The 25,953-nt window shown below is 69.1% G+C and carries 29 protein-coding genes; 14 read left to right on the top strand and 15 right to left on the bottom strand.

Features of this window, described 5'->3' with window-relative positions; all coding sequences use genetic code 11:
- Window positions 1-6: 6 nt before the first annotated feature.
- Window positions 7-1,560: an MFS transporter gene (locus AC3WS6_RS16750; protein WP_492502139.1), complete on the bottom strand. Its 1,554-nt coding sequence runs from the start codon at window positions 1,558-1,560 to the stop codon at window positions 7-9.
- A 180-nt stretch (window positions 1,561-1,740) separates the two neighbouring features.
- Between AC3WS6_RS16750 and AC3WS6_RS16745 the strand changes: the two genes are divergently transcribed.
- Window positions 1,741-2,184, top strand: a complete 444-nt coding sequence (locus AC3WS6_RS16745; protein WP_492502138.1) for a MarR family winged helix-turn-helix transcriptional regulator — start codon at window positions 1,741-1,743, stop codon at window positions 2,182-2,184.
- Between the two features lie 4 nt (window positions 2,185-2,188).
- Here AC3WS6_RS16745 and dinB read toward each other — a convergent pair whose 3' ends face one another.
- A complete protein-coding gene (gene dinB / locus AC3WS6_RS16740; protein ID WP_492502137.1) occupies window positions 2,189-3,385 on the bottom strand; it encodes a DNA polymerase IV in 1,197 nt (398 codons plus the stop codon).
- Between the two features lie 167 nt (window positions 3,386-3,552).
- Between dinB and AC3WS6_RS16735 the strand changes: the two genes are divergently transcribed.
- The 6 genes from AC3WS6_RS16735 (at window position 3,553) to AC3WS6_RS16710 (ending at window position 9,236) form a co-directional block, all read left to right on the top strand.
- Window positions 3,553-5,283: an MDR family MFS transporter gene (locus AC3WS6_RS16735; RefSeq protein ID WP_492502136.1), complete on the top strand. Its 1,731-nt coding sequence runs from the start codon at window positions 3,553-3,555 to the stop codon at window positions 5,281-5,283.
- 1 nt (window position 5,284) lies between these two features.
- Window positions 5,285-5,740 carry a MarR family winged helix-turn-helix transcriptional regulator gene (locus AC3WS6_RS16730; RefSeq protein ID WP_492502135.1) on the top strand — a complete coding sequence of 152 codons (456 nt, stop codon included), beginning with the start codon at window positions 5,285-5,287 and terminating at the stop codon, window positions 5,738-5,740.
- Window positions 5,741-5,839: 99 nt separating this feature from the next.
- A complete protein-coding gene (locus tag AC3WS6_RS16725) occupies window positions 5,840-6,394 on the top strand; it encodes a MarR family winged helix-turn-helix transcriptional regulator (protein ID WP_492502134.1) in 555 nt (184 codons plus the stop codon).
- Window positions 6,395-6,434: 40 nt separating this feature from the next.
- Entirely contained in the window at window positions 6,435-7,526 is a 1,092-nt protein-coding gene (locus AC3WS6_RS16720) for an alkene reductase (RefSeq protein ID WP_492502133.1), read from the top strand.
- 164 nt (window positions 7,527-7,690) lie between these two features.
- On the top strand, window positions 7,691-7,951 hold the full coding sequence (locus AC3WS6_RS16715; RefSeq protein ID WP_492502132.1) for a hypothetical protein: 261 nt from the start codon (window positions 7,691-7,693) through the stop codon (window positions 7,949-7,951).
- A gap of 100 nt (window positions 7,952-8,051) precedes the next feature.
- A complete protein-coding gene (locus AC3WS6_RS16710; RefSeq protein ID WP_492502131.1) occupies window positions 8,052-9,236 on the top strand; it encodes a zinc-dependent alcohol dehydrogenase in 1,185 nt (394 codons plus the stop codon).
- Here the strand turns inward: AC3WS6_RS16710 and AC3WS6_RS16705 are convergent.
- Together AC3WS6_RS16705 and AC3WS6_RS16700 are read right to left on the bottom strand one after the other, a co-directional pair.
- On the bottom strand, window positions 9,205-10,032 hold the full coding sequence (locus AC3WS6_RS16705; RefSeq protein WP_492502130.1) for a CPBP family intramembrane glutamic endopeptidase: 828 nt from the start codon (window positions 10,030-10,032) through the stop codon (window positions 9,205-9,207). The two genes, AC3WS6_RS16710 and AC3WS6_RS16705, sit on opposite strands and share 32 nt — an antisense overlap.
- Before the next feature lie 94 nt (window positions 10,033-10,126).
- A complete protein-coding gene (locus tag AC3WS6_RS16700; protein WP_492502129.1) occupies window positions 10,127-10,564 on the bottom strand; it encodes an SRPBCC family protein in 438 nt (145 codons plus the stop codon).
- Between the two features lie 179 nt (window positions 10,565-10,743).
- On the opposite strand from AC3WS6_RS16700, the gene AC3WS6_RS16695 reads away from it, so the two are divergent.
- On the top strand, window positions 10,744-12,078 hold the full coding sequence (locus tag AC3WS6_RS16695; RefSeq protein ID WP_492502128.1) for a cytochrome P450: 1,335 nt from the start codon (window positions 10,744-10,746) through the stop codon (window positions 12,076-12,078).
- A 29-nt stretch (window positions 12,079-12,107) separates the two neighbouring features.
- Here AC3WS6_RS16695 and AC3WS6_RS16690 read toward each other — a convergent pair whose 3' ends face one another.
- Window positions 12,108-13,091: a cation efflux transmembrane domain-containing protein gene (locus tag AC3WS6_RS16690; RefSeq protein WP_492502127.1), complete on the bottom strand. Its 984-nt coding sequence runs from the start codon at window positions 13,089-13,091 to the stop codon at window positions 12,108-12,110.
- Complete coding sequence (locus tag AC3WS6_RS16685; protein ID WP_492502126.1) at window positions 13,088-13,576, bottom strand: hypothetical protein; 489 nt, start codon at window positions 13,574-13,576, stop codon at window positions 13,088-13,090. Before AC3WS6_RS16685 ends, AC3WS6_RS16690 begins: the two co-directional genes overlap by 4 nt.
- Window positions 13,577-13,736: 160 nt before the next feature.
- Between AC3WS6_RS16685 and AC3WS6_RS16680 the strand changes: the two genes are divergently transcribed.
- Window positions 13,737-15,047, top strand: a complete 1,311-nt coding sequence (locus tag AC3WS6_RS16680) for a hypothetical protein (protein ID WP_492502125.1) — start codon at window positions 13,737-13,739, stop codon at window positions 15,045-15,047.
- A 380-nt stretch (window positions 15,048-15,427) separates the two neighbouring features.
- On the opposite strand, the gene AC3WS6_RS16675 is transcribed toward AC3WS6_RS16680, so the two are convergent.
- Both AC3WS6_RS16675 and AC3WS6_RS16670 read right to left on the bottom strand, forming a co-directional pair.
- Complete coding sequence (locus AC3WS6_RS16675) at window positions 15,428-15,985, bottom strand: hypothetical protein (RefSeq protein WP_492502124.1); 558 nt, start codon at window positions 15,983-15,985, stop codon at window positions 15,428-15,430.
- Window positions 15,982-16,647 carry a DUF4352 domain-containing protein gene (locus AC3WS6_RS16670; protein WP_492502123.1) on the bottom strand — a complete coding sequence of 222 codons (666 nt, stop codon included), beginning with the start codon at window positions 16,645-16,647 and terminating at the stop codon, window positions 15,982-15,984. The genes AC3WS6_RS16675 and AC3WS6_RS16670 overlap by 4 nt, the downstream gene beginning before the upstream one ends.
- A gap of 105 nt (window positions 16,648-16,752) precedes the next feature.
- On the opposite strand from AC3WS6_RS16670, the gene AC3WS6_RS16665 reads away from it, so the two are divergent.
- Window positions 16,753-18,216 (top strand): HNH endonuclease signature motif containing protein, encoded by a 1,464-nt coding sequence (locus AC3WS6_RS16665; protein WP_492502122.1) that lies wholly within the window; start codon window positions 16,753-16,755, stop codon window positions 18,214-18,216.
- A 79-nt stretch (window positions 18,217-18,295) separates the two neighbouring features.
- Here AC3WS6_RS16665 and AC3WS6_RS16660 read toward each other — a convergent pair whose 3' ends face one another.
- The 5 genes from AC3WS6_RS16660 to AC3WS6_RS16640 all read right to left on the bottom strand — a co-directional run bounded on the left by AC3WS6_RS16660 (window position 18,296) and on the right by AC3WS6_RS16640 (window position 22,715).
- The gene (locus AC3WS6_RS16660) at window positions 18,296-19,105 is read right to left on the bottom strand and encodes an endo alpha-1,4 polygalactosaminidase (protein ID WP_492502121.1); all 810 of its coding nucleotides are present in this window, start codon (window positions 19,103-19,105) and stop codon (window positions 18,296-18,298) included.
- A 17-nt stretch (window positions 19,106-19,122) separates the two neighbouring features.
- The gene (locus AC3WS6_RS16655; protein ID WP_492502120.1) at window positions 19,123-19,845 is read right to left on the bottom strand and encodes a DUF899 domain-containing protein; all 723 of its coding nucleotides are present in this window, start codon (window positions 19,843-19,845) and stop codon (window positions 19,123-19,125) included.
- 74 nt (window positions 19,846-19,919) lie between these two features.
- Complete coding sequence (locus AC3WS6_RS16650) at window positions 19,920-21,311, bottom strand: MFS transporter (protein WP_492502119.1); 1,392 nt, start codon at window positions 21,309-21,311, stop codon at window positions 19,920-19,922.
- A 34-nt stretch (window positions 21,312-21,345) separates the two neighbouring features.
- The gene (locus AC3WS6_RS16645) at window positions 21,346-22,440 is read right to left on the bottom strand and encodes a carboxylate-amine ligase (RefSeq protein WP_492502118.1); all 1,095 of its coding nucleotides are present in this window, start codon (window positions 22,438-22,440) and stop codon (window positions 21,346-21,348) included.
- Between the two features lie 8 nt (window positions 22,441-22,448).
- On the bottom strand, window positions 22,449-22,715 hold the full coding sequence (locus tag AC3WS6_RS16640) for a Rho termination factor N-terminal domain-containing protein (protein ID WP_492502117.1): 267 nt from the start codon (window positions 22,713-22,715) through the stop codon (window positions 22,449-22,451).
- A 115-nt stretch (window positions 22,716-22,830) separates the two neighbouring features.
- On the opposite strand from AC3WS6_RS16640, the gene AC3WS6_RS16635 reads away from it, so the two are divergent.
- Window positions 22,831-22,995, top strand: a complete 165-nt coding sequence (locus AC3WS6_RS16635) for a hypothetical protein (protein ID WP_201471139.1) — start codon at window positions 22,831-22,833, stop codon at window positions 22,993-22,995.
- A gap of 51 nt (window positions 22,996-23,046) precedes the next feature.
- Here AC3WS6_RS16635 and AC3WS6_RS16630 read toward each other — a convergent pair whose 3' ends face one another.
- Window positions 23,047-23,253, bottom strand: coding sequence for a CsbD family protein (locus AC3WS6_RS16630; RefSeq protein WP_492502116.1), 207 nt, complete (start codon window positions 23,251-23,253; stop codon window positions 23,047-23,049).
- 228 nt (window positions 23,254-23,481) lie between these two features.
- Here AC3WS6_RS16630 and AC3WS6_RS16625 point away from each other — a divergent pair, with 228 nt between their 5' ends.
- Window positions 23,482-23,856 (top strand): four-helix bundle copper-binding protein, encoded by a 375-nt coding sequence (locus AC3WS6_RS16625; protein WP_492502115.1) that lies wholly within the window; start codon window positions 23,482-23,484, stop codon window positions 23,854-23,856.
- A 197-nt stretch (window positions 23,857-24,053) separates the two neighbouring features.
- Here the strand turns inward: AC3WS6_RS16625 and AC3WS6_RS16620 are convergent, their stop codons facing one another.
- The gene (locus tag AC3WS6_RS16620) at window positions 24,054-24,401 is read right to left on the bottom strand and encodes a hypothetical protein (protein WP_492502114.1); all 348 of its coding nucleotides are present in this window, start codon (window positions 24,399-24,401) and stop codon (window positions 24,054-24,056) included.
- A gap of 330 nt (window positions 24,402-24,731) precedes the next feature.
- Here AC3WS6_RS16620 and AC3WS6_RS16615 point away from each other — a divergent pair, with 330 nt between their 5' ends.
- Both AC3WS6_RS16615 and AC3WS6_RS16610 read left to right on the top strand, forming a co-directional pair.
- Window positions 24,732-25,217, top strand: coding sequence for an FBP domain-containing protein (locus AC3WS6_RS16615; protein ID WP_492502113.1), 486 nt, complete (start codon window positions 24,732-24,734; stop codon window positions 25,215-25,217).
- A 109-nt stretch (window positions 25,218-25,326) separates the two neighbouring features.
- Window positions 25,327-25,953, top strand: a complete 627-nt coding sequence (locus tag AC3WS6_RS16610; protein WP_492502112.1) for a Type 1 glutamine amidotransferase-like domain-containing protein — start codon at window positions 25,327-25,329, stop codon at window positions 25,951-25,953.

The raw sequence follows: 25,953 nt of genomic DNA, 5'->3' as shown, positions 1-25,953 counted from the left end.
GGGTGATCAGTGCGCTCCGACCGCCCCCTCGGCGGTCTCGACGACGACCTCTTCCGTGCTGTGCCGACGCGTGGTGCGCAGCAGCACGGCCGCGAGAACCGCGACGACCGCGGTGACGGCCGCGCCGACGAGCATCGCGGAGTGAAGACCCGACAGGAACGCATCCTGCGCGATCGCGGCCTGATCGCCGCCGAGCCCTGAGGGCACGATGCCCTGGGCGAGCTCGTCGGTCTGGACGCCGGTCAGGTTCAGATCCGACGCTCCGCGGGCGCTCCCCGCTCCGACCACGGCGGCGAACACGGCGGTGCCGAGGGCCCCGCCGAGCTGCAGCATGGTGGCCTGGAAGCCACCGGCGACACCCGCGAGATGCACCGGCGCGCTGCCGACGACCGCGTCGGCGCCTGCCGTCATCGTGAGTCCGACGCCCATCGCCAGAGCGACGAACGGGATCGCCATCGCGATGTACGGAGTGTCGACGCCGATCGGCGTCAGCGCCACGAGTGAGAGAGCCACGAGCGCGAGCCCGATCGTCATGGTCACCCGCGTGCCCAGGCGGCTCACCAGCACGGCTCCGATCGGCGAGGCGATGATCGACACGGCCGACAGGGGAAGAAGCATGACGCCGGCGACCACACCCTCGACGCCGCGCAGGTTCATCAGGAAGAGGCTCAGGAAGAACGTCACGCCGAGGAGGGCGAAGAAGTTCGCGCCCACGGCGAGTCCGCCGATCGAGAAGCCCGGCTCGCGGAAGAGCGACATCGGCAGCAGCGGGTGGGCGCTGCGGAGCTCGACCAGCACGAACGCGACGAGCACCACCAGGGCGCCTCCGAGCACGAGCAGGGTGCGCGCGTCTCCCCAGCCCCAGTCCTCGGACTGCACGATCGCGAGGACGACCCCCGCGAGCCCGATCGCGAGCAGGATCACTCCCGGCACGTCGAAGCGCACCGTGGAGCTGCCGGCCGTCGATTCGCGCACGACCAGAGCGGTGAAGATCACCGTGAGCACCGCGATCGGGGCGTTGATGAAGAAGATCGATTCCCAGCCGAGGGTGGCCACCAGCGCGCCGCCCACGATCGGGCCGGCAGCGATCGCGACCGACGAGACGCCGCCCCAGATGCCGACGGCCATGCCGAACTTCTCGCGGGGGAACGTCGCCCGCAGGATCGACAGGGTCTGCGGCATGAGCATCGCCGCGCTGACCCCCTGCAGGGCGCGGAACACGATGACGCCCGTCGCGCTGCCGACGAGGCCGATCGCGACCGAGGTGAGGGCGAAGGCGATGACGGCGATGATGTAGATGCGACGACGGCCGAAGCGATCGCCGAGTGTGCCGCCCAGGATGAGGCACACGGCGAGCCCGAGCAGATACGCGTGCGTGATCCACTGCAGCTGGGTGAAGGAGGTGCCGAGTGAGGCCGCGATCGCCGGGTTCGCGATCGAGACGACGGTCGCGTCGAGGCCCACCATGAACAGGCCCAGTGAGACGGCGATGAGGGTGGCGATCGGGTGCCCGCGCAGAGTCTTGCGAGGCGGTGCCGTGAGTGCGGCGGTGGAGGTCATGAGAGTGCTTTCGTCGTTCGTCGGATGCAGGGCGCGACGAGCACAGGGCTTCGCGAGGAGCGCCGTCGGTTGCCCGGAGGACCTGGGTGGCAGCGACGGCGGCTACACGAGCGCCGTCGGCCCTCGTGCCGGTGGCGCTCCCTCAGAAGCGTATGAAACAATACACAAATGGATGCGACAATGCCAATCCCGGATGCGGAGCTGGACCGATTCGCCGATGCGGTGATGTCGATCGCGCACCGCATCGAACCGCGCGGTCTCGACCTGCCGGGCAAGCGTCGGCTGACGCCACGAGAGATCCTGGTCATGCACGAGGTCGCGGTCGCGCCGGGCGTCACGGCGACGCAGATCGCACGAGGTCTCGACCTGCATCGCAGCAACGTCAGCGCCACGCTGCACACGCTCGAGCGGGAATCGCTCCTCGTGCGCGTCGCAGCGGCAGACGGTCGGGGAGCGGGCTTCGCCCTGACCGACGAGGCCCGTGGCGAGGTCGCTCTCGTGCGCGCTCATCGCTCGGAGCGGCTGCGCTCGGCATCCGACGATCTACTGCGCGAGGTCGTGTCGATCTCGGATGCGCTGTCGCGCCTGGCGGGCGGGATCGGGGCGGAACGCACGCGAGAGTGAGCTCTCACTCATGCTCGGGCAGCACCGGGGTCGACCACCCCGGCTCGCGACCGAGCTGGGTGGCCCGACCCAGGGACTGCGCGCCGAAGCGGTCGCGAACCGCATCGAGGGCCGTGTCGATGCGCTCGCCGTCGCCCCAGTCGATCGGCAGCTCCGGCTGCAGGTGTGCGGCGCGATCGAGCTGGGTCAGCGAGATGCCGATCAGCGTCACGCCCTGCGCCTCGATCTGCGGCAGTGCTGCGGTCAACAGCGCGCGGGCCACCGACAGCAGCGTCGCCGTGCGCACGGTGGCGACCCCGACCGTGCGTGACCGGGTGGCCCTGGTGTAGTCGCCGAATCGCAGGCGCAGCACGACCGTGCGGCAGGTGCGCCCACCGTCGCGCAGTCGGCGGGCGAGTCGGTCGACGATCTGGGTCAGGATGACGTCGAGCTCTTCTGCCGACCGGGGCTTCGTGCCGAGGGCGCGCTGCGAGCCGATCGATCCGCGACGTCTGGCGGTGTCGACGGGCCGGGGGTCGCGCAGGCGAGCGAGCGCGTGCAGGTGGCCGCCGGTCGCCGAACCCAGGAGCCGCTCGGCGGTCGCCGCCTCGAGCTCGGCGAGCTGGCCGACCGTGTGGATGCCGAGGCGGTGCAGCTTCTCGGCGGTGACCGCGCCGACGCCCCACAGCCGTTCGACCGGGAGGGGGTGCAGGAACTGCTGCTCGCGATCGGGGTCGACGACGAGCAGCCCGTCGGGCTTGCTCACGGCGCTCGCGACCTTGGCGAGGAACTTCGTGCGGGCGACGCCGACCGAGATCGCGAGCCCCACCTCGGTGCGCACACGCTCGCGCAGTCGGGCGGCCACGGTCTCGGGAGTGCCGGCGATGCGGCGCAGGCCCCCGACTTCGAGAAAGGCCTCGTCGATCGAGAGGCCCTCGACGAGCGGCGTCGTGTCGCGGAAGATCTCGAACACGTCTCTGCTCGCTGCGCTGTAGGCGTCCATGCGCGGCGGCACGACGGCGGCGTCGGGACAGAGCAGCAGCGCCTGACGTCCGCCCATCGCGGTGCGCACGCCGCGGGCCTTGGCCTCGTAGCTCGCGGCGAGCACGACCCCGCCGCCCACGATCACCGGTCTGCCGCGAAGGTGCGGGGCGTCGCGCTGTTCGACCGAGGCGTAGAACGCGTCGAGATCGGCGTGCAGCACGGTGGCCTCGCCCCGCATCCTGCGCTCCTCTCGACGGGCAGATCGTCGCACGGGCCACCGACAATCGCCGGGGGTCGAGCGCCGTCACCACCGGGGAATAGTTGACCCGCATCGACAGTTGCACTAAATCAACCATCGGCGTATAGTTGACACCAATCAACTTTCTACACAGGAGCTCTACAACTGTGACCACCACTTCCCACACCTCCGCGCCCGAGGCGACCCGGTCGCCGCGCGAGGTCTTCACCGCGATCTCCGGACTCGTCGTCGGCATGTTCGTCGCCGTGCTCTCGGGCACCGTGGTGTCGACCTCGATGCCGGTCATCATCGCCGACCTCGGCGGCACCCAGTCCCAGTACACCTGGGTCATCACCGCGAGCCTTCTGGCGACCGCCGTCTCGACCCCGATCTGGGGCAAGCTCGCCGACCTGGTCGATCGCAAGATCCTCGTGCAGATCTCGCTGATCCTCTTCACCGCCGGCACCGTGATCGCCGGCTTCTCGACCGACACCAACATGCTCATCGGCGTGCGCGTGCTGCAGGGCATCGGCGTCGGCGGCCTGATGTCGCTCGTCATGATCGCCGTCGCCCTGATCATCTCGCCGCGTGAGCGCGGCAAGTACATGGGCGTCGTCGGCGGGATCATGGCCCTCGGCACGATCGGCGGACCGCTGCTCGGCGGATTTCTCACAGACGTGTGGGGATGGCGCTCGAACTTCTTCGTCGGCGTGCCGTTCGCACTCCTCGCCCTGGTGCTGCTGCAGTTCACCCTGCACCTGCCCAAGCCGCAGCGCGACACCAAGATCTCGATCGACTACTTCGGCATCGTCCTGCTCGCGGTCGGCGTCTCGACCCTGCTGATCTGGGTCTCGATGGGCGGCAGCCAGTTCGACTGGGACTCGTCGACCAGCATCATGCTCGCCGTGATCGCCGGTGCGGCGATCGCCGCGTTCATCACGGTCGAGTTCTTCGTGAAAGAGCCGATCGTGCCGATGTCACTGTTCCGCAACCGCACCTTCACGCTGTCGGTCATCGCATCGATCGCGATCGGCGTCTCGATGTTCGCGACCTCGGTCTTCCTCGCGCAGTACTTCCAGCTCGCCCGCGGCGCCACACCGACCGAGTCGGGCCTCATGACCATCCCGATGATCCTCGGGCAGATGGGCGCCTCGATCATCATCGGCCAGCTCGTCAGCCGTTTCGGTAAGTGGAAGGGCTGGATGGTCACAGGATCCGTGCTCACCACGGTCGGCGTCTCGCTCATGGCCACCCTGCGCTACGACACGCCGTTCCCGCTCGTCGCGGTCTACATGTTCGTGCTGGGTGCCGGTCTCGGCATGGTGATGCAGAACCTGACCCTCATCGTGCAGAACGACACCGCGCCGCAGCAGCTGGGTGCCGCCTCGTCGAACGTCAACTTCTTCCGCACGATCGCGGGCACCATCGGCGTCACCGTCATGGGAGCCATGCTGTCGACCAGCGTCGCGAACTACATGACCGATGCGCTCAAGGGCTTCACGCCCACCACTCCCGATGAGGTCGACGCCCTCACGCACCTCGCCTCGGGCGATGTGCCGAAGGTGACCGAGCTGCCCGACACGATCCGCGCGATCGTCGAGAGCGCCTACGGACACGGCATCGCCGACTCGTTCATCATCGCGATCCCGCTCGCCGTGATCTCGATCATCGCGATCGTGTTCATCAAGAACAAGCCGCTGTCGACCAAGAACGCCGCCGAAGAGCTGCGGGCGCAGGCCGAGGAATCGGTGCTCGAGGTCTCGGAGGCCGAGGTCGGAGGCAACCTCTCGACGGGCGTCATCCGCACGGTCGGCGCGGGAACCGCCACCACCGCCACAGGCTCGGTGACCGTTCTGGAACGCGAGGGCGAGCGCGAAGGCCGGGAGTCGAGGGGCTGACATGGCCACGTCGGAGGCCGTCACGGCACCGCACCTCGAGGACGCGATCGGCGACCTCCAGAGTCATCTGAACCTCATCTTCGCGAGGACTCGGACGCTCTGGAGGGAGTCGGCCGCCCGCATCGCCCCCGAGCTGCAGGTCGGCGGCTACAAGCTGCTGACCTTCATCGAGCGGGCGGGCACCGCCAACGCGCATGAGCTGGCCGAGCGGTTCGAGATGGACAAGTCGGTCATCAGCCGCCAGGTGCGCACGCTCGAGGAGCTGGGGCTGATCGAGTCCCGTGCCGATGAGCGCGACGGCCGGCTGCGGGTGCTCACGGCGACGCCGGCCGCACAGGCCGCGCTCGCCGAGCTGCGTCAGGAGCACGGATGGCGGCTGCGCGCCGTGCTGGCCGAGCTCACCCCCGACGAGATCAACGCCGCGTCGAAGGTGTTCCGGCTTCTTTCCGAGGTCTGACCCCTCCGTTCGAATCGCTCACTATGCAGTGTCACGCCGCGGAAACTGCCAAGTGGGCGATTCGAACCGCTCGCATGACTTCACCGTAAGCTTTCGAGCATGAGTGCCTCCGACAGCGCCGACCTCGATGAGGCCGTCTCCCGGGTGGAGCACGAGCTCGGCCGACTGTTCGCCCGCATCCGCGTGAGCTGGCGCGAGGCCGCGATCACCGTGCATCCCGACCTGCAGCCGCTGGGGTATCAGGTGCTGACATCGATCGCCACGGGCAAGGCCACCTCGGCCGGCGCGATCATCGAGCGGCTGCAGACCGACAAGTCGGCCGTGAGCCGTCAGGTGCGCCAACTCGAACAGCTGGGGCTCGTCGAGAGCGTCCGGGATCCGGACGACCGACGGGCACGGGTGCTGGTCGCCACCGACCTCGCCCAGGAGCGGGTCGCGCTCGCGCGTTCGCGCTACGAGGCCCGCCTCGGTGAGCGCCTGGGCCGCTGGTCGGCCGAAGATCTCGACCACTTCACGCGCCTGCTCGCCGACCTCGGCGGCGCGACGCCGACGGCAACGGATGCAGCGGGTGCGACGGATGCGGGGGATGCGCCGGATGCGGGGGCTGCGCCGGACGCAACGGATGCGCGCGAAGACGAGTCGCCGTCATCGTGAGCGGGGAATACCCGACGAGCGCCGCGCCTTACCCCTCACTGTGAGCCTTTACGAGTCCGCCGCCTTCGGCGCCCTTCCGCTGTCCAATCGCGTCGTCATGGCGCCGCTGACCCGCACCCGTGCCGACGACGACGGCGTGCCCACCGAGACGATGGTGGAGTATTACCGGCAGCGTGCGGGATTCGGACTCATCATCACCGAGGGCACCTGGCCCGCGGCCGAGGGCAAGTCGTACTCGGGGCAGCCGGGAATCGTGACGCCCGAGCAGATCGAGGGATGGCGTCCGATCGCAGATGCCGTGCACGAGGCCGGCGGCACGATCGTGATGCAGCTGATGCACGGCGGCCGCGTCTCGCACCCGGCGATCTCGGGGCAGCCCCGCGTCGTCGCTCCGAGCGCGCTGGCGGCTCCCGGTGAGACGCACACGCCCGAGGGCAAGGCGGCCATGCCGGTCGCGCACGCTCTGACCCTCGACGAGATCCCCGAGGTCATCGAGCAGTTCGTGCAGGCGGCGCGCAACGCGATCGCCGCCGGGCTCGACGGCGTCGAGGTGCACGGCGCCAACGGCTACCTGGTGCAGGAGTTCCTGTCGCCGGTGTCGAACATCCGTGACGACATCTACGGCGGGTCGCCCGAGAACCGTGCACGATTCGCGATCGAGGTCACGCGGGCGGTCGCCGAGGCCGTCGGCGCCGACCGCACCGGCATCCGGCTCTCGCCGCAGCACAACATCCAGGGCGTGCTCGAAGAGGATGACGCGGATGCTCTCGCGACCTACCTCGCGGTCGCCGAGGGACTCGCGCCGCTGGGTCTCGCGTTCATCGACGTGCTCAACGCCGCGCCGACGAGCGAGCTCGTGCAGCGCATCCGCCGCACGGCCGGCACCGCGCTGATCATCAACTCGGGCTTCGCGGCGCCGACCACCCGCCACGAGGCCGAGACTCTGGTCTCGGAGGGTTGGGCGGATGCGGTGGCTGCTGGCCGACCTGCGATCGCCAACCCCGATCTGGTCGAGCGCTGGCGCGACGATACCGAGCTGAACGAGCCGCGCCCCGCGCTGTTCTACGGTCGCACCGCCGAGGGGTACACGGACTACCCGTCGCTCGAGGTCGCCCGCGCCGACGTCGGCTGAGGTTCGCGGAGCCCAACTCACGGGCGTCTCCCCGGGGGTTGCACGCGGGAGGAGATACCGCAAGGCCCTTCTGAGTCTGGGCGGTGCTCCGTAGCGTTCGTGTCAGAGGCGGTTTCACGTCTGCGGAAAGGGCGGTTCCTCGTCTCCCGATAGAGGGGGAGAACATGACGCAGCAGACCCGGATCGCATTCGACGACGTCCAGTACGTCCTCGCGCCGGAGCAGGACCTCGTCGACCTGATGGAGCGTATCGAGATCGCAGCGAAGTCGGAGCCGACGTTCGTCGACTTCATGGCGGGAGACCGCCTGGTGAGCGTTCTGGTCTGCTCTGCGACGCGCGTGGTGGTGACCGTGCGGCCGGAGCAGGCAGCCGAGGACTCGCCCTACCTGCCGCTCGCGGTCGAACCGCTGGACTGGGACTACTGACGCGCGCATACTGTCGGCCGGCACCGGTCTGTCAACCCTCTGTCGTCTCACGGCGCCTCGACGCATGGTGGTCCTCCGGCAGCGATAGAGGAGGACGACCATGAAGGCACTCACCTGGCAGGGCACCCGTTCCGTGGCGGTCGAGGAGGTTCCGGACCCGGTGATCGAGCACCCGACCGACGCGATCGTGCGCATCACGTCGTCGGCGATCTGCGGATCCGACCTGCATCTGTACGAGCTGCTCGGTCCTTTCCTCGACAGGGGAGACATCCTCGGGCATGAGCCCATGGGCGTCGTGGTCGAGGTGGGCAGCGCGGTCACCCAGCTCGCGGTCGGCGACCGCGTCGTGGTGCCGTTCACCATCTCGTGCGGACACTGCTTCTTCTGCGAGCGAGGGCTGCAGTCGCAGTGCGAGACCACTCAGGTGCGTGAGTACGGCAGCGGTGCCTCGCTGTTCGGATACACGAAGCTCTACGGCCAGGTGCCGGGTGGGCAGGCCGAGTATCTGCGCGTGCCGCTCGCCGACTACAACCACATCAAGGTCGCGTCCGACCTGCCCGATGAGCGGTACCTCTTCTTGAGCGACATCCTCCCGACGGCGTGGCAGGGCGTGGAGTACGCGAACGTGCCGGATGGAGGCACGCTCGCCGTCATGGGTCTCGGGCCGGTCGGCCAGTTCGTCTCGCGCATCGCGGCCCATCGTGGCCACCGGGTGCTCGCAGTCGATCCTGTCGCTGAGCGCCGCGAGATGGCCGCTCGCCACGGGGTGGAGGTCTTCGACCTCACCGACGACATCACCGATGAGCTGCGCGACCTCACCGAAGGTCGGGGAGCGGATGCCGTCGTCGACGCCGTCGGCATGGAGGCGCATGGCAACCCGGGCGTCTCGATGGTGCAGAAGGCCGTGGGCCTGCTGCCCGACCCGGTCGCACGCCAGGTGTTCGAGAAGGCCGGTATCGACCGTCTCGCGGCGCTGCACACCTCGATCGACGTCGTGCGCCGAGGAGGCACGGTGTCTCTGAGCGGCGTCTACGCCGGAGACGCAGACCTCATGCCCATGAAGACGATGTTCGACAAGCAGGTCAGCCTGCGCATGGGCCAGTGCAACGTCAAGCGCTGGGTGTCAGACATCATGCCGCTCGTCGAGGCGATCGACGATCCGCTCGGCGTCATGGACCTCACCACCCACGAGGCACCGCTCGACGACGCTCCGGGGCTCTACGAGACCTTCCAGCGCAAGGAAGACGGCTGCATCAAGGTCGTGCTGCATCCAGGGGCTGCGTGACGCGTCCGCGGATGAAGAACAGCGCGATGACTCCCACCGCGATCACCGCGATGTTGCCGAGATTCGCGATGCCGCCGAGCGAGCCCTCCGCAGGGTAGAAGCCCTGAAGGAAGATCGCTGGGTCGGTGCTCGCGTGCAGCAGGATCGGCGCGATGATGGTGCCGGTCACGCGCATGGCCAGGTACATGCAGATGCCGAACGCGAATGTGTAGCCGAGCTGGATCAGTGTCGCGAACAGCGACTGGCCCGTGAGCAGATTGCCCGCGTGCAGCAGCGCGAAGAGCGCCGACGAGACAAGAGCGACGACGAGTTCGCGGTTGCCTGACCTGCGCAGCAGCGACACGACGAATCCGCGTGTGAGCACCTCTTCGGCGAAGCCGATGAACACCCCGGCGAGCAGCCAGGTCGCGACGACCTCGAAGCCCGCCGCGCCGTAGTCGATCGACAGGAAGTGCAGCACGTTGAACAGCAGCACGACCGCGATTGCGATCCACATCCATCCCCGGCCGCGGATCGGCTGCGGACCGAGCACCTCGGGCAGCCAGCCGAGCGATGCGCCGAAGGCGAGCAGAAGCAGGCAGCCGACGAAGATCGGCACCGCATAGAAGACCAGGATGCCGGCGGCACTCTGTGGATCGTCGATCTGCGACGCGATGGGGGTGAGCAGCAGCGAGAGGCCGTTGTAGAGCACGAAGTACACGACGACGAGCACGAGCGCTCGCCACCATCCGCCCTGTTCCCAGAAGCGCCTCCAGGCCGATCGGGAATGCTGCTCAGGCCGCGCCACGTCTCTCATCACTGGCTCCTCCGCTGCGCGCGGAGGTCGCGGCATCACTCAATATATCGGCGGCGAGCCGGCTCCCGGTCGGTTCGGCGACGCGTCTGCGCGTTCAGTCGGCGTGGCCCTCGGCGAGATATGCCAGGCGATGCAGGGTCTCGGCGTTGCGCAGGCGCAGCAGGGGAGCGGTGAGCAGGTCGGGAAGAAGCGTGGCCGGTCCTTTCACCGGCTCTTCGTCGATGCGCACCATGGCACCGCCGTCGTATGCCCGCACCCGCAGAGTCACGCGGGCCTCACCGATCGGCCAGCCGCGGGCACGGATGACCATTCGGTGCGGCGGCGCCCACTCCTCGACCACGGTCGTGTCGTCGATGAGCGCCGGCCACACGCCCACCGAATGGTGCAGCTGCGCCCCGGGCTGCGGCCAGGTCTCGTCGACGTCGCGCATGCGTGACGCCCCGACGACCCACGTCGGATAGAGCCAGCCGTTCTCGAGCACGCGGAACACATCGTCGGGACTGCAGTTCATGGTGCGGACGTTCTTCGCCATCAGGGTCTCCTCCTCGCTCCTGGAGGCATCCTGACCCGGGGCGGCTGTGCATCCCAGGGGGTTGACGAGCGGATGCCGAGCAGCATGCGCTCCGCTCGTCGGCGGCAGAGGCGCTACCACACCGGCCGCTCTCATGCCTCCCCCTGTACCCCGAGGCGCACGTCTGACAGCGTCGCCCCATGGAACTCATCGATCTTCCCGTGCGGGCCGCGCGCCGTCTCGGAGCGCTCGCTCGCGACGACGCGCCCTCCCTGCTCATCCACGGTTACGGGCTCGGGCCACGCATCTGGCGACGGGTCCGACCGGGGGCACGGTCGGCGCCCATGCGCCTGCTCGGGCGCGACGCGATCTTCGTGCGCGGAGTCGAGGGCGTCGAGCTCTTCTACGACGAGAACCGCATCGCCCGCCACGCGGCCATGCCCGCGCTGGTGCAGGAGAGCCTCTTCGGCCATGGCTCGGTGCACAGCCTCGACGGTGCGGCGCATCGGCACCGCAAGGCCACGTTCGTCGACGTCGCCTACGAAGACGAGCAGGTCGCACGGCTCACGCCCTGGCTGGAGCGCGAATGGGCTGCCGAGCAGCAGGCGTGGCGTGACGGCGGCACCCGAACCGCGTACGACGCGGCCGTCGGCGCCCTCGGGCGTGCGGTCATGACCTGGGCGGGGCTGCCCGGTACCGACGCGGCGAAGACACGCTGGTCGGTGCGCCTCGCGCAGATCGTCGACGGGTTCGGATCGCCCTACTCGCCGCAGTACCTCGCGGCGCTCGCCAACCGCTGGTGGTCCGACCGCCACTCGACGCGACTGATCGAGGCCGTGCGGCACGGCTCACTGCGGGCCGAACCCGGCACGGCGCTCGAGCAGTGGGCGCACCATCGCGACGAGAACGGCGAACTGCTGAGCGCCCATGTCGCCGGAGTCGAGCTGCAGAACAGCATCCGCCCGATGATCGCGGTCGCGCGATTCGTCGCCTTCGCGGCCAAGGAGCTGCACGACCGCCCGCAGTGGCGAGGTCGGATCGCAGCCGAGACCGCCGAGCGCGGCGCACTCGTCGGCGGCCCCCTCGCCGTCATGTTCGCGCAGGAGGTGCGCCGCACCGCCCCGTTCGTGCCGATGCTGCCCGGATGGGCGCTCGACGACATCGAGCTCGACGGTCAGCGCGTCGAGGCCGGCGGGCGGGTGGTGCTCGACATCGGCGGCACCGACACCGACGAGCGCTTCTGGGCGCGCGCCGAGACCTTCGATCCCGAGCGGTTCCGAGATGTGGGCGACGACTACGAGGCGCTCGCGGCGTTCGTCCCGCACGGCGGTGCGGGGGTCGCGACCGGTCACCGGTGCCCGGGGGAGAAGCTCGCGATCGCGGGGCTGTCTGCCGCTGTCGCCGTGCTGAGCGACCCCGACCTGCGCATTCTCGATGCCGGTCTCGACGTCGATCTGCGGCGGCTGCCCACGAAGCCCCGATCGGGCGCCCGGGTGCGCTCGGCGACGGCATCCGGTCGCTGCCCGTTCCACTGAGCCGGCCGGTCGGCGAGACGGCGCAGCGGTCAGGCCCTCCCGCTGGTGTCGGTGCCCTCGGGCAACTCGTCGACAGGCACGATCACAACCTCCTGCACCTTCCAGTCGATCGCGGTGATCCGCTCGGCGAGGTCGGTCGTCTGAGCGAGCGACACCTTGCCCCGTCGCGGCACCACGAACGCCTCGATGTGGAAGACCTGTCCCTGGTCGCGCATGCGCACCGACGCCTGCGTCACCCACGGCTGGGAACGCATGGTGGAGAGCACGTCGTGCGCCAGCGGATGCGGGTCCTTGCTGTCGTACGTGCGGGCGCGCTGGTCCATCAGGTCGATCACCGCCGTCCGGGTGTTGCGTGCGCCGTCCCAGATGATGCCGAGCGAGATGAAGAGAGCGGCCGCGCCGTCGAGCCACCACGCTCCGACGCCCACCCCGAGCACTCCGACGATCGAGGCGACCGTGGTCTGCCAGTCGGCCTTCGCCATGTCTGCGTCGGCGTAGAGCAGCTTGTTGTGCAGCACGGGAGCGAGCTTCGCCTTGGCGGGGCCGTAGAAGAAGACCGGCCCGACGATCACGACCGCCATCACGGCGACCATGAGCCAGCCGAGCCAGATGGTCTGGCCGAAGAGCTGCACGGTGCCGATCGTCGGATGCTCCCCGGCGATGAGTCCGGTCGCGGCTTCGACGGCGAGGTTGAGGCCGACGGCGAACAGCGCGACGCCGGCGACCAGGTGTCCGATCCCCATCGAGCGATGCAGTCCGTAGGGGTGCTTCACCGTCGGGCGACGCCGCACGAAGATCAGTGCGATGAGAAAGGCGATCTGCGGGATCAGAGACAGCATGTCCTCGATCCAGGCCGTGCGCATGGCCTGGGAGTTGCCGACGACGAGGGCGAGCACCGCGATCGTGACCGCGGTGTACGCGATCGTGAACCACTCCCACCGCACGGCCGACCGCAGCGCCTTCTGCTGCTCGTCGGGCAGTTCGGTGCGGCCGAGATGCGTCACGCGGGTCATCCGCCGACCTCCTCGTCGAGGAACCGTTCGAGGGTGCTGAGGAACGCGTTCTCGCCGAGCGGCACGAGCATGACGATCGATCGTCCGTCGGCGCCGTCGATGGCGGGGTACCCGCGACTGACTCCTGCCTTGTCGACCCAGGGCGTCTGACCCGTGAACCCGCCTGCCACCAGGTCGAGATCACCGCGCTCGAGCATCGTGACGAGGGTCTCTTCCGAGGCGACGGTCCAGTCGACACCGGCGTCGATGCTGTCGGCGAAGCCCCTCACGAGCTCGGGAACGCTGCCGGTCGGCGGCTCGGTGTCGTCCGACACGAGACCGGGATCCGGCGAGACCCCGACTCTCAGCTCGCCGCCCGACACGCTCTGCAGCGACCCCTCGGGATCGGTCGGAACGGTCAGGCCGCATCCTGAGATCGCGGCGAGGAGTGCGATCGCGATCACTGCGCCGACGGCGCGGCCCGCGTGGGCCCTTCGTCTGTTCACCCCGTCATGCTCGTGAATCGCATATCGGCCTGCAATGCGGTTGACGATCGGCAGGGGCGTGGCTAGCGGACGGGCGTGACGGGAGCGGCGCGGGCGAGATACCCGGGTGCGGCGCGGGCCATATACCCGGGTGCGGCGTGGGCCATATACCGTAGGGCACATGTCACAGGCTCTGCGCACGTTCGGGCGCATCATCGCGCGGCACGGTGTCGCGCTCATGGCCTGGTATCTCGGGGGAGAGGCACTGCACCGGCTGCTGGTCGAGCTCGCCGGTTTCGTGGGCGGCCATACGTCGCTCGGCGGGCTGCTGCTGCTGCCCCTCGCGGTGGGCGCGCGACTCTTCGCCTACGTCGCGATGTACCTCACCGTGCGATCGTCGCTGCCGCACAGCCGCAGAGAGGATGCCGGAGGGCCGCGCGAGTTCGCATCGGCGACCCTGGCGGCGATCCTCCCGTTCTTCGCGTTCTACACCGCCTGGGGGCTGCTCGACGCCGACCTGATCGACTTCTTCCGCATCGCCGTCGCGGTCGGCCTGCAGAGCACCGGACTCGACGCCTCTCAGCTGGGTGACCGCGGAGGTATTATCGCCGTCGGCGTGCTGCCGGTGGCGGTGCTGGTCGTCGCTCTGCTCGCGCGACTCCTGTTCACCCGTTTCGCAGCGCGCCTGCCGAAGTGGACGGTCGTGCTCGCGGTCTACACCGAGATCCTCTGGACCTTCATGCTCTTCGTGCTGATCGCGCGGTGGTGGAACGGAGTGCTCGGGTGGCTCTCCGAGCGGGCTGCGGTCGGGTGGCTGCAGGGGTTCGGCGATTGGTTCGCGGTCAACCTCGCGCCCGTCGCCGCGGTGTGGGAGGGGGCGACCTGGCTCTTCGGCGTCATCGTCGCAGCACTTCTCGTCCCCGCGGCGTGGCTCACGGTCGCGGGGGTCATCTTCGGCACCACGTTCGACTCGACGCCGTCGTTCCCGCGGTGGGCGGGCGACGCGGGCAGTGCGATGCGCGGGGCGATGATGAGCGTCGCGCGCACGCTCGTGATGCGTCTCGAGGGACTTTGGGCCGCGGTCACGGTGATCTGGCGCGGTGGACCGGTGCTGTTCGGCGCGTTCGTGCTCGCCTACGCATCCTGGAGCCTCGCGGAGCAGCTCGCGACCCGCGGAGTCCTCGAGGTCATCGGCGGTCACGATCTGCGGTTCTGGGCGGGAGTGTTCCCGCTCGTGAGCGTCGGCATCGCGGCGATCGCCGAGCCGCTGCGCGTGGCGATCGTCGCGACGGCCTATGACGGCGTGATCGGCCGCCCCAAGGCCGGGCTCGACACACGTCCGACGGGGGTCGACGAGGTCTCAGGGATCGACGGTGAACCGGGCCACGTCGGAGTCGTCGCCCTCGATGTCGAGCACGAAGGGCCCGTCGGCATCGTCGGGCAGCACGAAGACCAGCAGGATGCGGTACGATGCGGGCTCCGCGACACATGAGGTCGCATCCAGGCCCGTAGGCAGGTCGAGCCCGTCTCGCGAGGTCACCCAGGTGCGCGACGACGACTGCTCGGTGAGCGTGGAGGTGCCGCAGGATGCGGCATCCGGTCCGCCGCTCGCGGTCAGTCGGACGCTCAGCGTGCGCGACCCCTCGGGAGCGTCGAACTCGCCCCACTCCGCGAGGCCGAGTGCGAGCTCCTGACCCGAGATGACGGCGCGGGAGTCGGCGGCGGACCCGGCGTCGATCACGCGGTCGGGCTGCCGGACATTCGGAAGCACATCCAGCCAGACGGAGGCACCGACGACCGCGACGGCGGCGATGGCCACGGCGATCAGCGCGGTGCGCTGCGTACGGAACCAGCTCTTCATCCGGCCCCGGCTCATTCCGCGCTCCAGCCCGGAGCCGGCAGCTCGGTGCTCGGCACGCGCGGAAGGCCGGCGAGCTCGACCGAGATCGCGACGAGGTCGTCGAGCTCGGGTGTGGAGTACGTCGGCGTGAGGCGCAGCTCGGCGCTGCCGCTGTCGAGATCGCTCGGCAGCTCGAAGGCCAGCACGCCCGTGATGTCGGTGCCGACCCGGAGTGCCGTGCCACGCAGCGAGGCGGAGGTGCGCTCGCTCGCCTGGAACACGCGCCCGTCGACGGCCAGGGTCGCGAGCTGGATCGCGGCATCGACCTCTGTCGTCGCCGCCGAGACGTCGAGGGTGATCACGAGCCAGTTCCCGTCGGCGCTCCATCTCGACGTCTCCTCCGTCACCTCATCGGCGAAGCGCGCGTCGGTGACGGTCGCGATGATCGTGCGCGACGCGACGGCGTCGCCCGCCTGGCCGTGCAGCGTGATCGGACCGACGATGTCCTCGTCGGTCGGCGTCGCGGCCGTCACGAGGCCGGCGCCCAGCACCAGCGCGGCGCCGAGAACCCACGGCATCGCGCGCTTCACGGTGTCCCGCTCACGGGTACGGCGATGCGGGCGGCGATGTCTCCCGCGCGCCAGGTCACCACACGCGACGACAGGATCACGGCACCGGTGCCGATCACGGCCTCGTGCACGTCGAGCGACACGGTCTCGCCCGCCGTCGAATCGTCGGGAACCGGCCAGGCGATCATGACCTCGGCGGGGACCCCGGGCTGCAGATACACCTGACCCGCGGAGCCGTCTGCGCGCCACACGGAGGCGCTGTCGGTCGACTCGAGACCCGCGAGGTCGAGAAGAGGCTGCTCGTGGTTCACGAGGTTCGTGTCGATGCGGTCGGCGCTCGTGCCGACGCCGATCGGGTGGTCGGTGAGGTTCTCCAGCGCCAGGGTCATGACCAGCAGCACCTCGCCGTCTTCCGCGTCGAGGTACTCGGATTCGACCTCTCGCGTGAACTCGGCGTCGCGCACGGTGACGCTCAGTTGACCGGTGCGCACTTCGTCTCCTGCGTCGACCTCTTGCGGTTCGCTCACTGCCTGGGCGAACCCGCCGGTCGCGATCACCACGATGAGCAGTGCGGCGACCGCCGCGGCGGCGACCCAGATCCAGCGGGGGAGATCGGTGATCGCGTGCGCCCATCGGGACGCGATCGCGCGCACGCCGCCGGTACGGTCCCCCCTGATGCTCACGGGGTCAGCCTAGCGAGGGGTGTCTCGTGGTGTGCGGTTTCGAGATGCCGGGATCTTGCTGGTCTGGCCACGTCGAGAATCGAATATATGTTCTAAAATGGGGGTATGACCTTTCATGCCGGCGGTGACCTCGATCTCGAGGAGCGGTCTCGCCTGCTCGACGAGTGGGTCGGGGTGCGGCGTGAGATCGCGGTGCTCGAGGCGAAGGCGAGCGGGTTGCTGATCGAGCGGCTCGCGGTGCGTGAGGCGGATGTCGCCGAGCACGGGTTTCATCGTGAGGCGATTCACCGGTCGATGATCGCGGAGTATGCGGCGGCGGGGCGGGTGAGCACGGGGTCGGTGGAGTATGCGTTCACGGATGCGCGCACGCTGTCCCGGTCGTTGCCTGCCACGCGAGCGGCCTTCGAGACCGGGGCGATCAGCGTCGGGCACGTGCGGGAGATCGTGCGGGCGAGCCTGATCGTGAGCGAGGCGGTCGATGCGGGAGACGTCGCGCCCGAGACGATGGGACTCTACGAGGCGGCGGTGCTGGTGTTCGCGGAGCGGGAGACCGCGGCGCGCACGAAGGCGCACGCACGCCAGGTCGCGGCCACACTCGCGGGGGTGACGCTGGTGGCCCGTCACCGCAAGGCGGCCGAGGAACGCTGCGTGCAGGTGCGCTCCGTCGGCGACGGGTTGTCGCTGCTCACCGCGGTACTGCCGGAATGGGTCGCCGAGGGGATCCTCGACCGGCTCACGCAGATGGCTCGGGAGATCGTCCGCACCCGCGACGACCGGGACCCGTGCCTGCGGCCCCGCGACGAGGAGGGCGGCGCGCAGTCCCGAGACCTGCATGACTTCGACTCCGAGGACGCGCGGTACGACGCATATTTCACCAGCGGGGTGATCTTCGGCGAGTCGGGCACTTTCACCACCGACCCCCTCGTCGGCCTGATGGATCCGATGACCGATCCGACCAGCCCCGACATCGAACACCTCGAGACCGACACCCGCACCCTCGACCAGATCCGCGCCGACGTGCTCGCCGACCTCCTCCTCGCCGCGACCCCCAGCCCCGAGAACGGCACCGGACTGCAGAACATCACCGCCCGCATCCAGATCACCCTCGCCGCAACCACCCTGACCGGCGCCGACGACCGCCCTGCCCACCTCGACGGTCACGGCCCCCTCGCCCCCGAGATCGCCCGCTGCCTCGCCGGACGCAACACGGGCTGGACACGCCTGTTCCTCGACCCCTCGGGCCTCATCGTCGAGACCGACACCTACACCCCCACCGAGCCCATGCGCCGCTTCCTCCGCGCCCGCGACCAACACTGCCGATTCCCCGGATGCCGCATGCCCACCCACCGCTGCGACATCGATCACACCCACGACCACGCCCGCGGCGGCAGAACCCGCACCGACAACCTCAGCCACCTCTGTCGGCGCCACCACACCCTCAAACACCCCGACGTCCACGACCGACACCGCTGGACAGCCCATCAACAACACGACGGCACCATCACCTGGATCAGCCCCCTCGGCCGCACCTACACCGACGCACCGCCACGACGGGTCATGTTCACCTGACCACACCACGGTCGGCCTGCTCACTGACGCGTCGAACACTCACTGATGCGACGGACGCTCAGCGACGTGTCGCGGAGACTCAGCGACAGACCTCGAACACATGCCCGTCGTCGCCGGGCGTGAGCAGGTCGCGGTCGCGCAGCACCAGGGAAGCGGGCGACTCGTCGTCGGCGCACATCTCGGCGAAGGGTCGAGGGAGCTCGTCGGTGTACTCGATGTCGACGACATGGTCGCCGTACACGTCGGTGAAGGCTGCGCACTCCTCGTAGGCCGCGCATTCCTCGACCACGGCGAAGTCGAACCCGGCGTCATCATGCAGGCGTGCGGCATCCTCGGCGGCGTTCTTCTGCCCTGCCGCGAGCCCTGAGCCGTGCGCGATGTCGACGAGCATCGCCGCGAGAGCGAGATTGTCGTCGAGACTGAGCACCCCGTCAGACCGCGTGTACGAGTCGAGGTTGTCGAACTCGACCGCATCGAACCCGTCATCCGCGCACCCCTCGATCCACGGACCCACGCGGTCGGCGATACCCTCACGCTTCGCGGCGGTCGAGGTGTCGAGCAGCGCCTCGTCGGGCCAATCGGGGTCGAACACCGTCTCGCCGTCGTGGTGCAGCAGGAGGTCGGGATCCCAGTCGTCGAGTTCGCCCGGCTGCGTCTGGAATCCGTTCACGTAACAGATCGAGTAGAGCCCCTCGGCGGGCGGATCCGACCGGTCGCGCCCGACGATCGCAACGCCGTCGGCGGGATCGTAGGCGCCGCCCAGCTGGTAGTCGGGAGTCCCCCCGGCGGGCGGGAGGGCCAGTGCGTCGCTCGACGCGGCGCTCGTCGTGCATGCCGTGAGAGCGCATCCGGTGAGAGCGAGGGCGGCTGTCAGGAGCAGCGCGGTCACTCCGCGCGACACCCGCCTCAGGAGCCTGCTCCCTGCAGCGAGCCGTACAGCTGAGCGATCTCCTTCGACCGCATGCCCCGGTCATAGGTCGGGTGCTGCGGCCAGCCCTCGGGCGAGTCCTCCCACTCCTCCTGGCGGCCGTACGGAAGCAGGTCGACGAGTCCTTGCAGGTGGCTGAGTCGTTCGGTGCCGCGTCCGTTCGTGTGCCAGGTGCGGTACACGGTGTCGCCGTCGCGCAGCAAGACATTCACGCCGAATCCCTCGTTCGGCCCCGCATCCAGGTCGGCTCCGAACGAGCTGTCGGCACTGGAGTACCAGGCCATGCGGTTGCCGACGCGCTCTCGATAGGCGATCGCCTCGTCGATGGGGCCGTTCGTCACGATCACGAAGCGGGCGTCGTAGTAGCGCTCGAGCACGTCGAGGCGCGTGAACTGCGACGTGAATCCGGTGCATCCGGGGCACTGCCATTCGTTGCCGTCGGTCCACATGTGGTTGTAGACGATGAGCTGCGGATGCCCGTCGAAGATCTCGGCGAGGCGCACGGGTCCTTCCGCCCCGACCAGCGTGTACTCGGGGAGTTCGACCATCGGCAGACGACGGCGCTGCGCGGCGATCGCATCGAGCTCACGGGTCGCGGCCTTCTCGCGCACGCGCAGAGCGTCGAGCTCGCGGCGCCACGTGTCGGCATCCACGACGGGCGGAAGCGGGCTCTGCGTCGTCGATTCGTCTGGCGTGCTCACGAGTGACCTCCGGATGCTCGGGGAAACGGCTTCTTCAGTCTGCGCCCGGGCACCGCCATCGTCAACGCGCACCGTCACCGCGCGGCGTCGACGTCGGCAGGCGCGGACTCCGCGGGGTTCCGTCGGATGCCGATCCACGACACGACTCCACCTACCGCGAACAGCGCCGCCGTCACCCAGGCGGCGTTGTGGAAGCCGTCGAGATCGAGCGTGCCGCCGATGATGGTCGACAGCATCGCGACGACGAGCAGTCCGGCGACGCGCGAGACCGCGTTGTTGACGGCCGAGGCGATGCCCGACCGCGACTCGTCGATCGCTCCGAGGATCGCGGAGGTGAGCGGGGCGACCGTGAGGGCGAGGCCGAGTCCCAGCACGATCATCGCGGGGAGCACCTGCCACCAGTAGTCGAACTGGTCGGCGACGAGCAGCAGCATCAGCGCGCCGACCGCCATGATCAGCGGGCCGATCGTCATGAAGATGCGCGGCCCGAAGCGACCAGCCCACGACCCGGCGCGAGAGCTGAGCAGAATCAGCAGCACCGTCACGGGCAGGCTCGCGAGGCCGGCCGCCGTGGCGCTGAGCCCCGCGCCCTGCTGCAGATACACGCCGATCACGAAGCCGTTCAACGAGAGAGCCGCGTACACGAACAGGGTCGCGAGGTTTCCCCACGCGAAGTCGCGCACGCGGAAGAGTGACAGCGGCATGAGCGGCGCAGGCGACCGCTGCTGCCGCACGAGGAAGAGTGCGAAGAGCAGAGCGCCGACGACGCCCGGCAGCCAGATCGCGGGGGAGGACCAGCCCAGGTTCGGCTGCTCGATCAGCGCGAACACGACCGCGCCGAGGCCGATCGCGCACAGCGCTCCGCTCAACCAGTCGACACGCACGCCGCTCGGGCGTTCCGAGAGCTTCAGGCGCGCGAGCAGCACCAGCGTCACTCCGATCGGGATGACGTTGATCAGGAAGACGAGACGCCACGACAGGTAGTCGACGAAGAGGCCGCCCAGAAGGGGGCCGACGAGCTGCGCCCCGGTCGTGAACGCGGTCCAGACGCCGATCGCCCGGGACTGCAGGTCGCCGCGCATGGTCGCGGTGATCAGGGCGAGCGAGCTCGGCACCAGCAGCGCTCCGGCCGCTCCCTGTGCGGCGCGCGCGATGATCAGGATGAGCGGATCAGGAGCCGCAGCCACGGCCACCGAGGCCACGCCGAACGCGATCAGCCCGACGCGCATCACGAGCACTCGGCCGTAAGCGTCCGACAGCGACCCCGCCAGCAGGATCAGCGCGCTGAGCGTGATCAGATACGCATCGACCACCCACTGCTGAGTGGTGATGCCTCCGCCCAGCTCACGACTGATCGCGGGCAGGGCGACGGTGACGACCGTGCCGTCGAGGAAGGTCACGAACGAGGCGAGCACGGCCACCGAGATGACGAGTCGCTGCAGGGGAGCGAAGCGAGATGATGCCACAGGCCGACACTACTGCCGTGGTGGCTCCGTCGGGTCAGTTCCCGTCTGGTCGGCTCTCGGCGGGCGCCGTGCCCGCGCGGTAGAGGTGACGCAGTCCGTCGACCCCTCGGTCGGCGTGTGCGCGCAGCTGCCGCTGTGCGCCGGTTCCCTCGGCGACCACGCGTGCGAGGGCATCGTCGACGAACTCGCGATCACCATGCTCCGCGAGGGTCGGAGCGATCCGCTCGAGCATCCGGGCCAGCACCTCTCGAGCACCCGCGACGTCGCCGGTGATCGGGTCGACGATGCGTGCATCCGGTCCCTGCCGTGCCGCCGTCCACAGCGACGAGTCGATCCCGTCGAGCGAGACGGCCGAATGGTCGCCGAGTTCGTCGCTGAGCACGAGTGCGCGGATCAGAGCGACGGCGAGCAGTGTGTCATCGACCGTCAGCTGCACGTCGCACACGCGCACCTCGACCGTCGGGAAGTTCTCGGACAGGCGCACGGTCCACGCGATCGAGCTGGCGTCGGGAATCGCCCCCATCGAGACGAGTTCGGCCACCCCGGCACGGTAGTCCGTCAGGTCGACGAACCGCGGAGGGCTCCATGAGGCCGGCAGGCGACGGATGAGCAGACTCCGCCAGCTGGCGAACCCCGAGGGTCGGCCCTTGCTGAACGGTGAGTTGCCGCTGACGGCGAGCAGCACCGGCAGCCACGGTCGCACGCGGTTGAGAGCGCGCACCCGCTCTTCGTCGTCGGGCACCTCGACGTGCACGTGCAGACCGTTGACCTCGTGCTCGCGGGTGATCTCGGCCAGGTGATCGGCGACCGCGTCGTAGTGGGGCGACCGCGACACGATGAATCGGTGCGGTGCGATGAACGGCGTGCCGGTCGGCGCGACGATCGCACCGTGCTCGGCGGCCTGGGTGCCGAGCATCTCGCGCATCTCGCGCAACTGCTGCACCCCGTCGGCCCTCGTGGCCAGGGGCGCCGTCGCCGTCTCGAGCTGGCATGTGAGGTATTCCGGCGTGACCTCACCCGACGGCCGTGTTCCCACGAGGCCATCGCGGGACTCCGGGGTCATGGCCAGCGGCACCAATGTCTTCTCGTCGAGGAGGACGAATTCCTCCTCGATCCCGAACCGGGCCACCCGCGGCCCTAGTGATTCCGCAATGCGGAGATCAGATCGGCCTTGCGCATGCGGCTGTAGCCGCGGAGCCCGATCTCCTTGGCGCGGGCACGGAGCTCTTTCACGGTCCAGTCCTCGTAGTCGCCGTGTTCGCCGCCGCGGCGGCCCACGGTGCTGCGGCCATCACGCGCTGCCGCGTTCGAGATCCGCGCCGCCTTCTCCTTCGATGCTCCGTCATCGCGGAGCTCCTCGTAGAGTTCCGGATCCTTGAGGGAACTGTTCCTGCGTCCTGGCATGTCTCACTCCTCACACGGCGGAAAGCCTCGCGTCAAGCCCCTCTGGCATGCGGCTTCGCGGGTCTAGGTTGAGAGCCCTAGCCGGGCGCACCGCGCCCCAGAGAAGGGAAGACCGATGAACATCCTTCTGATCATCATCATCGTGGTCGCGATCATCCTCGCGATCACCGGCGGACTCGTGCAGTCCCTGCAGTTCTTGCTGTGGGTCGGGCTCGTGCTGCTTGCGATCGCGGTGATCGCCTGGTTGATCCGATCGATCTCCGGCAACCGCACACGCTGAACCCGAAGAGTGGGGCCCGCCCTCCGGGGGGCCCCTTCTCTGTGTGCGGGATTACTCCTTGAAGCCGTCCCGGACGTTCTCGCCGACCTTGTGCGCGGCATCCTTGACGTTCTCGCCGGCCTGCTTGGCCGATGCCTTGGTCTGGTCCGCGCGGCCTTCGGCCTCGAGCTCTTCGTTGTCGGTCAGCTTGCCGAGGCCTTCCTTGGCCTTGCCGCCCAGCTTCTCGGCGTTGTTCTTGATGTCGTCTCCGGCGCTCATGTCCGTGTCCTTTCCTCGACTGATCAACGGACTGCCACGATCACACGCGGGGCCAATACTGGCCACGGGATTGACAACCAGGACTGGGCGTGGAAGCAGAATTCCGCAGTCGACGCCGGTGCCCGAGGCGACTAGCGTGGGCGGCAGGCGGGTGGTCCTGCCCGCTCTCACCTCGGCTGCGGCCGGCGACGAAAGCGGTGTGCGATGGACTCGATGATGATGGGCGCCATGTCGAAGAACATGGAGTCGACCGATATGGCGATGATGGACATGGCCGTCATGCAGGCGTGCATGGACGCGTGTTCGGCGTGTGAGCAGGCGTGCACGATCTGCTCGACGCAGATGATGGACTGCGCTCCCGCCTGCATGAACTGCGCCGACATGTGCAACACGATGATGCGGTCGATGCTCCGGATGCAGGGCATGACGCCCGCGACCATGATGGCCATGCTCGACGCGTGCATCGCGATGTGCCAGATGTGCATGGACGAGTGCATGGAGCACGCAGCCCACAGCGAGGTCTGCCGGATGTGCGCTCAGGCGTGCAAGGACTGCATGGACGCCTGCATGGCCGTCAAAGCCATGATGATGGCAGCAGCCTGATCCCCGGTCGCAGATCCCCGGTCGTTGAGCGAGGACGGCGAAACGCAGATCCCCGGTCGTCGAGCGAAGACGGCGAAACGCAGATCCCCGGTCGTTGAGCGAGGACGGCGGAGCCGCCCGAGACGAAACGCGCCCGAGACGAAACGCGCCCGAAACGAAACGCGCCCGAAACGAAACGCGCCCGAGAAGAAACGCGCTCAGGCCACGGCGACGTTGAACTGCGTGCGGCCGACGGCCAGCACGCCGTAGCGCAGGTGCAGCGCCACGGGGGTTCCCGAGGGGGCTTCGAGGGCGCAGCTCGCACCGTTCCACAGCGTATGCGCGGTGCCGTCGAGCGTGCGCACGACGAGGTCGCCCGTGGCGGCATCCGCGTGCTCGACGATCGCATCGACCCATTCCGCCGGCGTGGCCGAGGCGATGCGCGCCTGGATCAGGTGCAGGGCGTGACCCGCCTCGAACGATGAGCACGCGAAGCCGTGACGGCACATGCACGCAGAACGCTCACGCACCGAAAGGGGCGAAAGGCGGTTCAGCGGCGTCGACACGGTGGTCTCCTTCGTGAGCGGACGTGAGTCGTGGTGAGCGGGCGTTCCGGCAAGAGTAGGTCGCGTCGGTCGGAGAGGGAATCCCCGCCGACACGCGATGAAACAAACGGGCGTATACTTCCGGGATGCTGTTGTCGATGAGCGCTCTCCGCATGCCGGAGCGGGCGCAGAACGGAGCCGCAGGCGCCTTCCGCGCCGCCGGCAGAGGCTGACGATCGGCCGGAGACGGAACTTCCCGTCCCCGGTGCTGTGTCGTACTCCGCATCCGCTCGGATGCTCCTCCTCTCCGTATGCCGTCTCAGACGGCCGTCACGAAAGCACCTCTCGCTCATGCGTCCCATCGACGAGCGCACCCTGCGCGCCTCCTTCATCAACGCCTCCCGCAAAGAGGTCTCCGACCTCACGCTGCCGCCCGGTTTCGCCGACCTCGACGTCTCGACGCTCGACTACCTCGGCTGGGTCGATCCGAAGCTGCCCCGCCGCTCCTACGTCGTCGCCTGGGTCGACGATGTCGCCGTCGGCGTCATGCTGCAGCGGGCCGAGCAGCGGGTCATCGCCAGGGCGCAGTGCTCGTGGTGCGAGGACGTGACGCTGCGCAACGACGTGCAGCTGTACGTCGCACGCAAGGCCGGCCCGGCCGGGCGAAAGGGCGACACCGTCGGCACGCTCGTCTGCGCCGAGTTCGGATGCTCGCGCAACGTGCGCATCCTTCCCCCGCTCGCCTACGAGGGCTACGACCGCGAACTCGCCCGTGAGATGCGCATCGTCAAGCTGCAGGAGCACGTCGCGGCCTTCCTCGCCGCCGTGAAGGGCTGAGCTGAAGGGCTGAGCTGAAGGGCTGAGCTGAAGGGCTGAGCTGAAGGGCTGAGGTCGAGACGACCCGCGAATCGACGCGGTGTCGGCGGGCGTCCGTACCATGGGGCGCATGAAGCTCCTCCTCCTGTCCCTCGGTCCCGGCGCGCTGCGGCCGTTCCTCGACGACGTGGGCAACGGTTCATCGCTGCGCGTCGGGTACGTCGGCGACGCCCAGGTCGCGTACGCCGAAGCGCCCTGGGTGCTCGCCGAGCGGCGCTCCCTCGTCTCGCTCGGCCACGAGATCGTCCACATCACGGCGCGCGACGTCTCGTCCGCCGACTTCGCTTCGACGCTGTCGGCGATCGATGCCGTCTACGTCGCGGGCGGCAGCACCTTCGCACTTCTCGAAGCTTTACGGATCACCGGGAGCGACGTGGTGCTCGCAGAGCGTGTGCGCGCGGGGTTGCCCTACATCGGCCTGAGCGCGGGCTCGATCATCGCGGGGCCCGACATCACTCCGGCGTCGCTGATGGACGACCCGGCAGACGGTCCTGCCCTGACCGACCGGGCGGGTCTCGGTCTGATCGACCGCACCGTGATCCCGCACGCCGACGGGCAGCTGGATCCCTATCCGCCCTCGCTGATCGCCGAGACGGTCGCGACGTACGGAGCGACCCATCGGCTGCTTCCGCTGCGCGACGATCAGGCGCTGCTCGTCGACGGCGATCGGGAGACGGTGGTCCATTCGGCGCCGTGA

The sequence above is a fragment of the Microbacterium sp. EB106-03-03-XG65 genome (assembly GCF_058791955.1).
The sequence above is the reverse complement of the archived record's forward strand: the minus strand, read 5'-3'. Positions and strand labels throughout refer to the sequence as shown.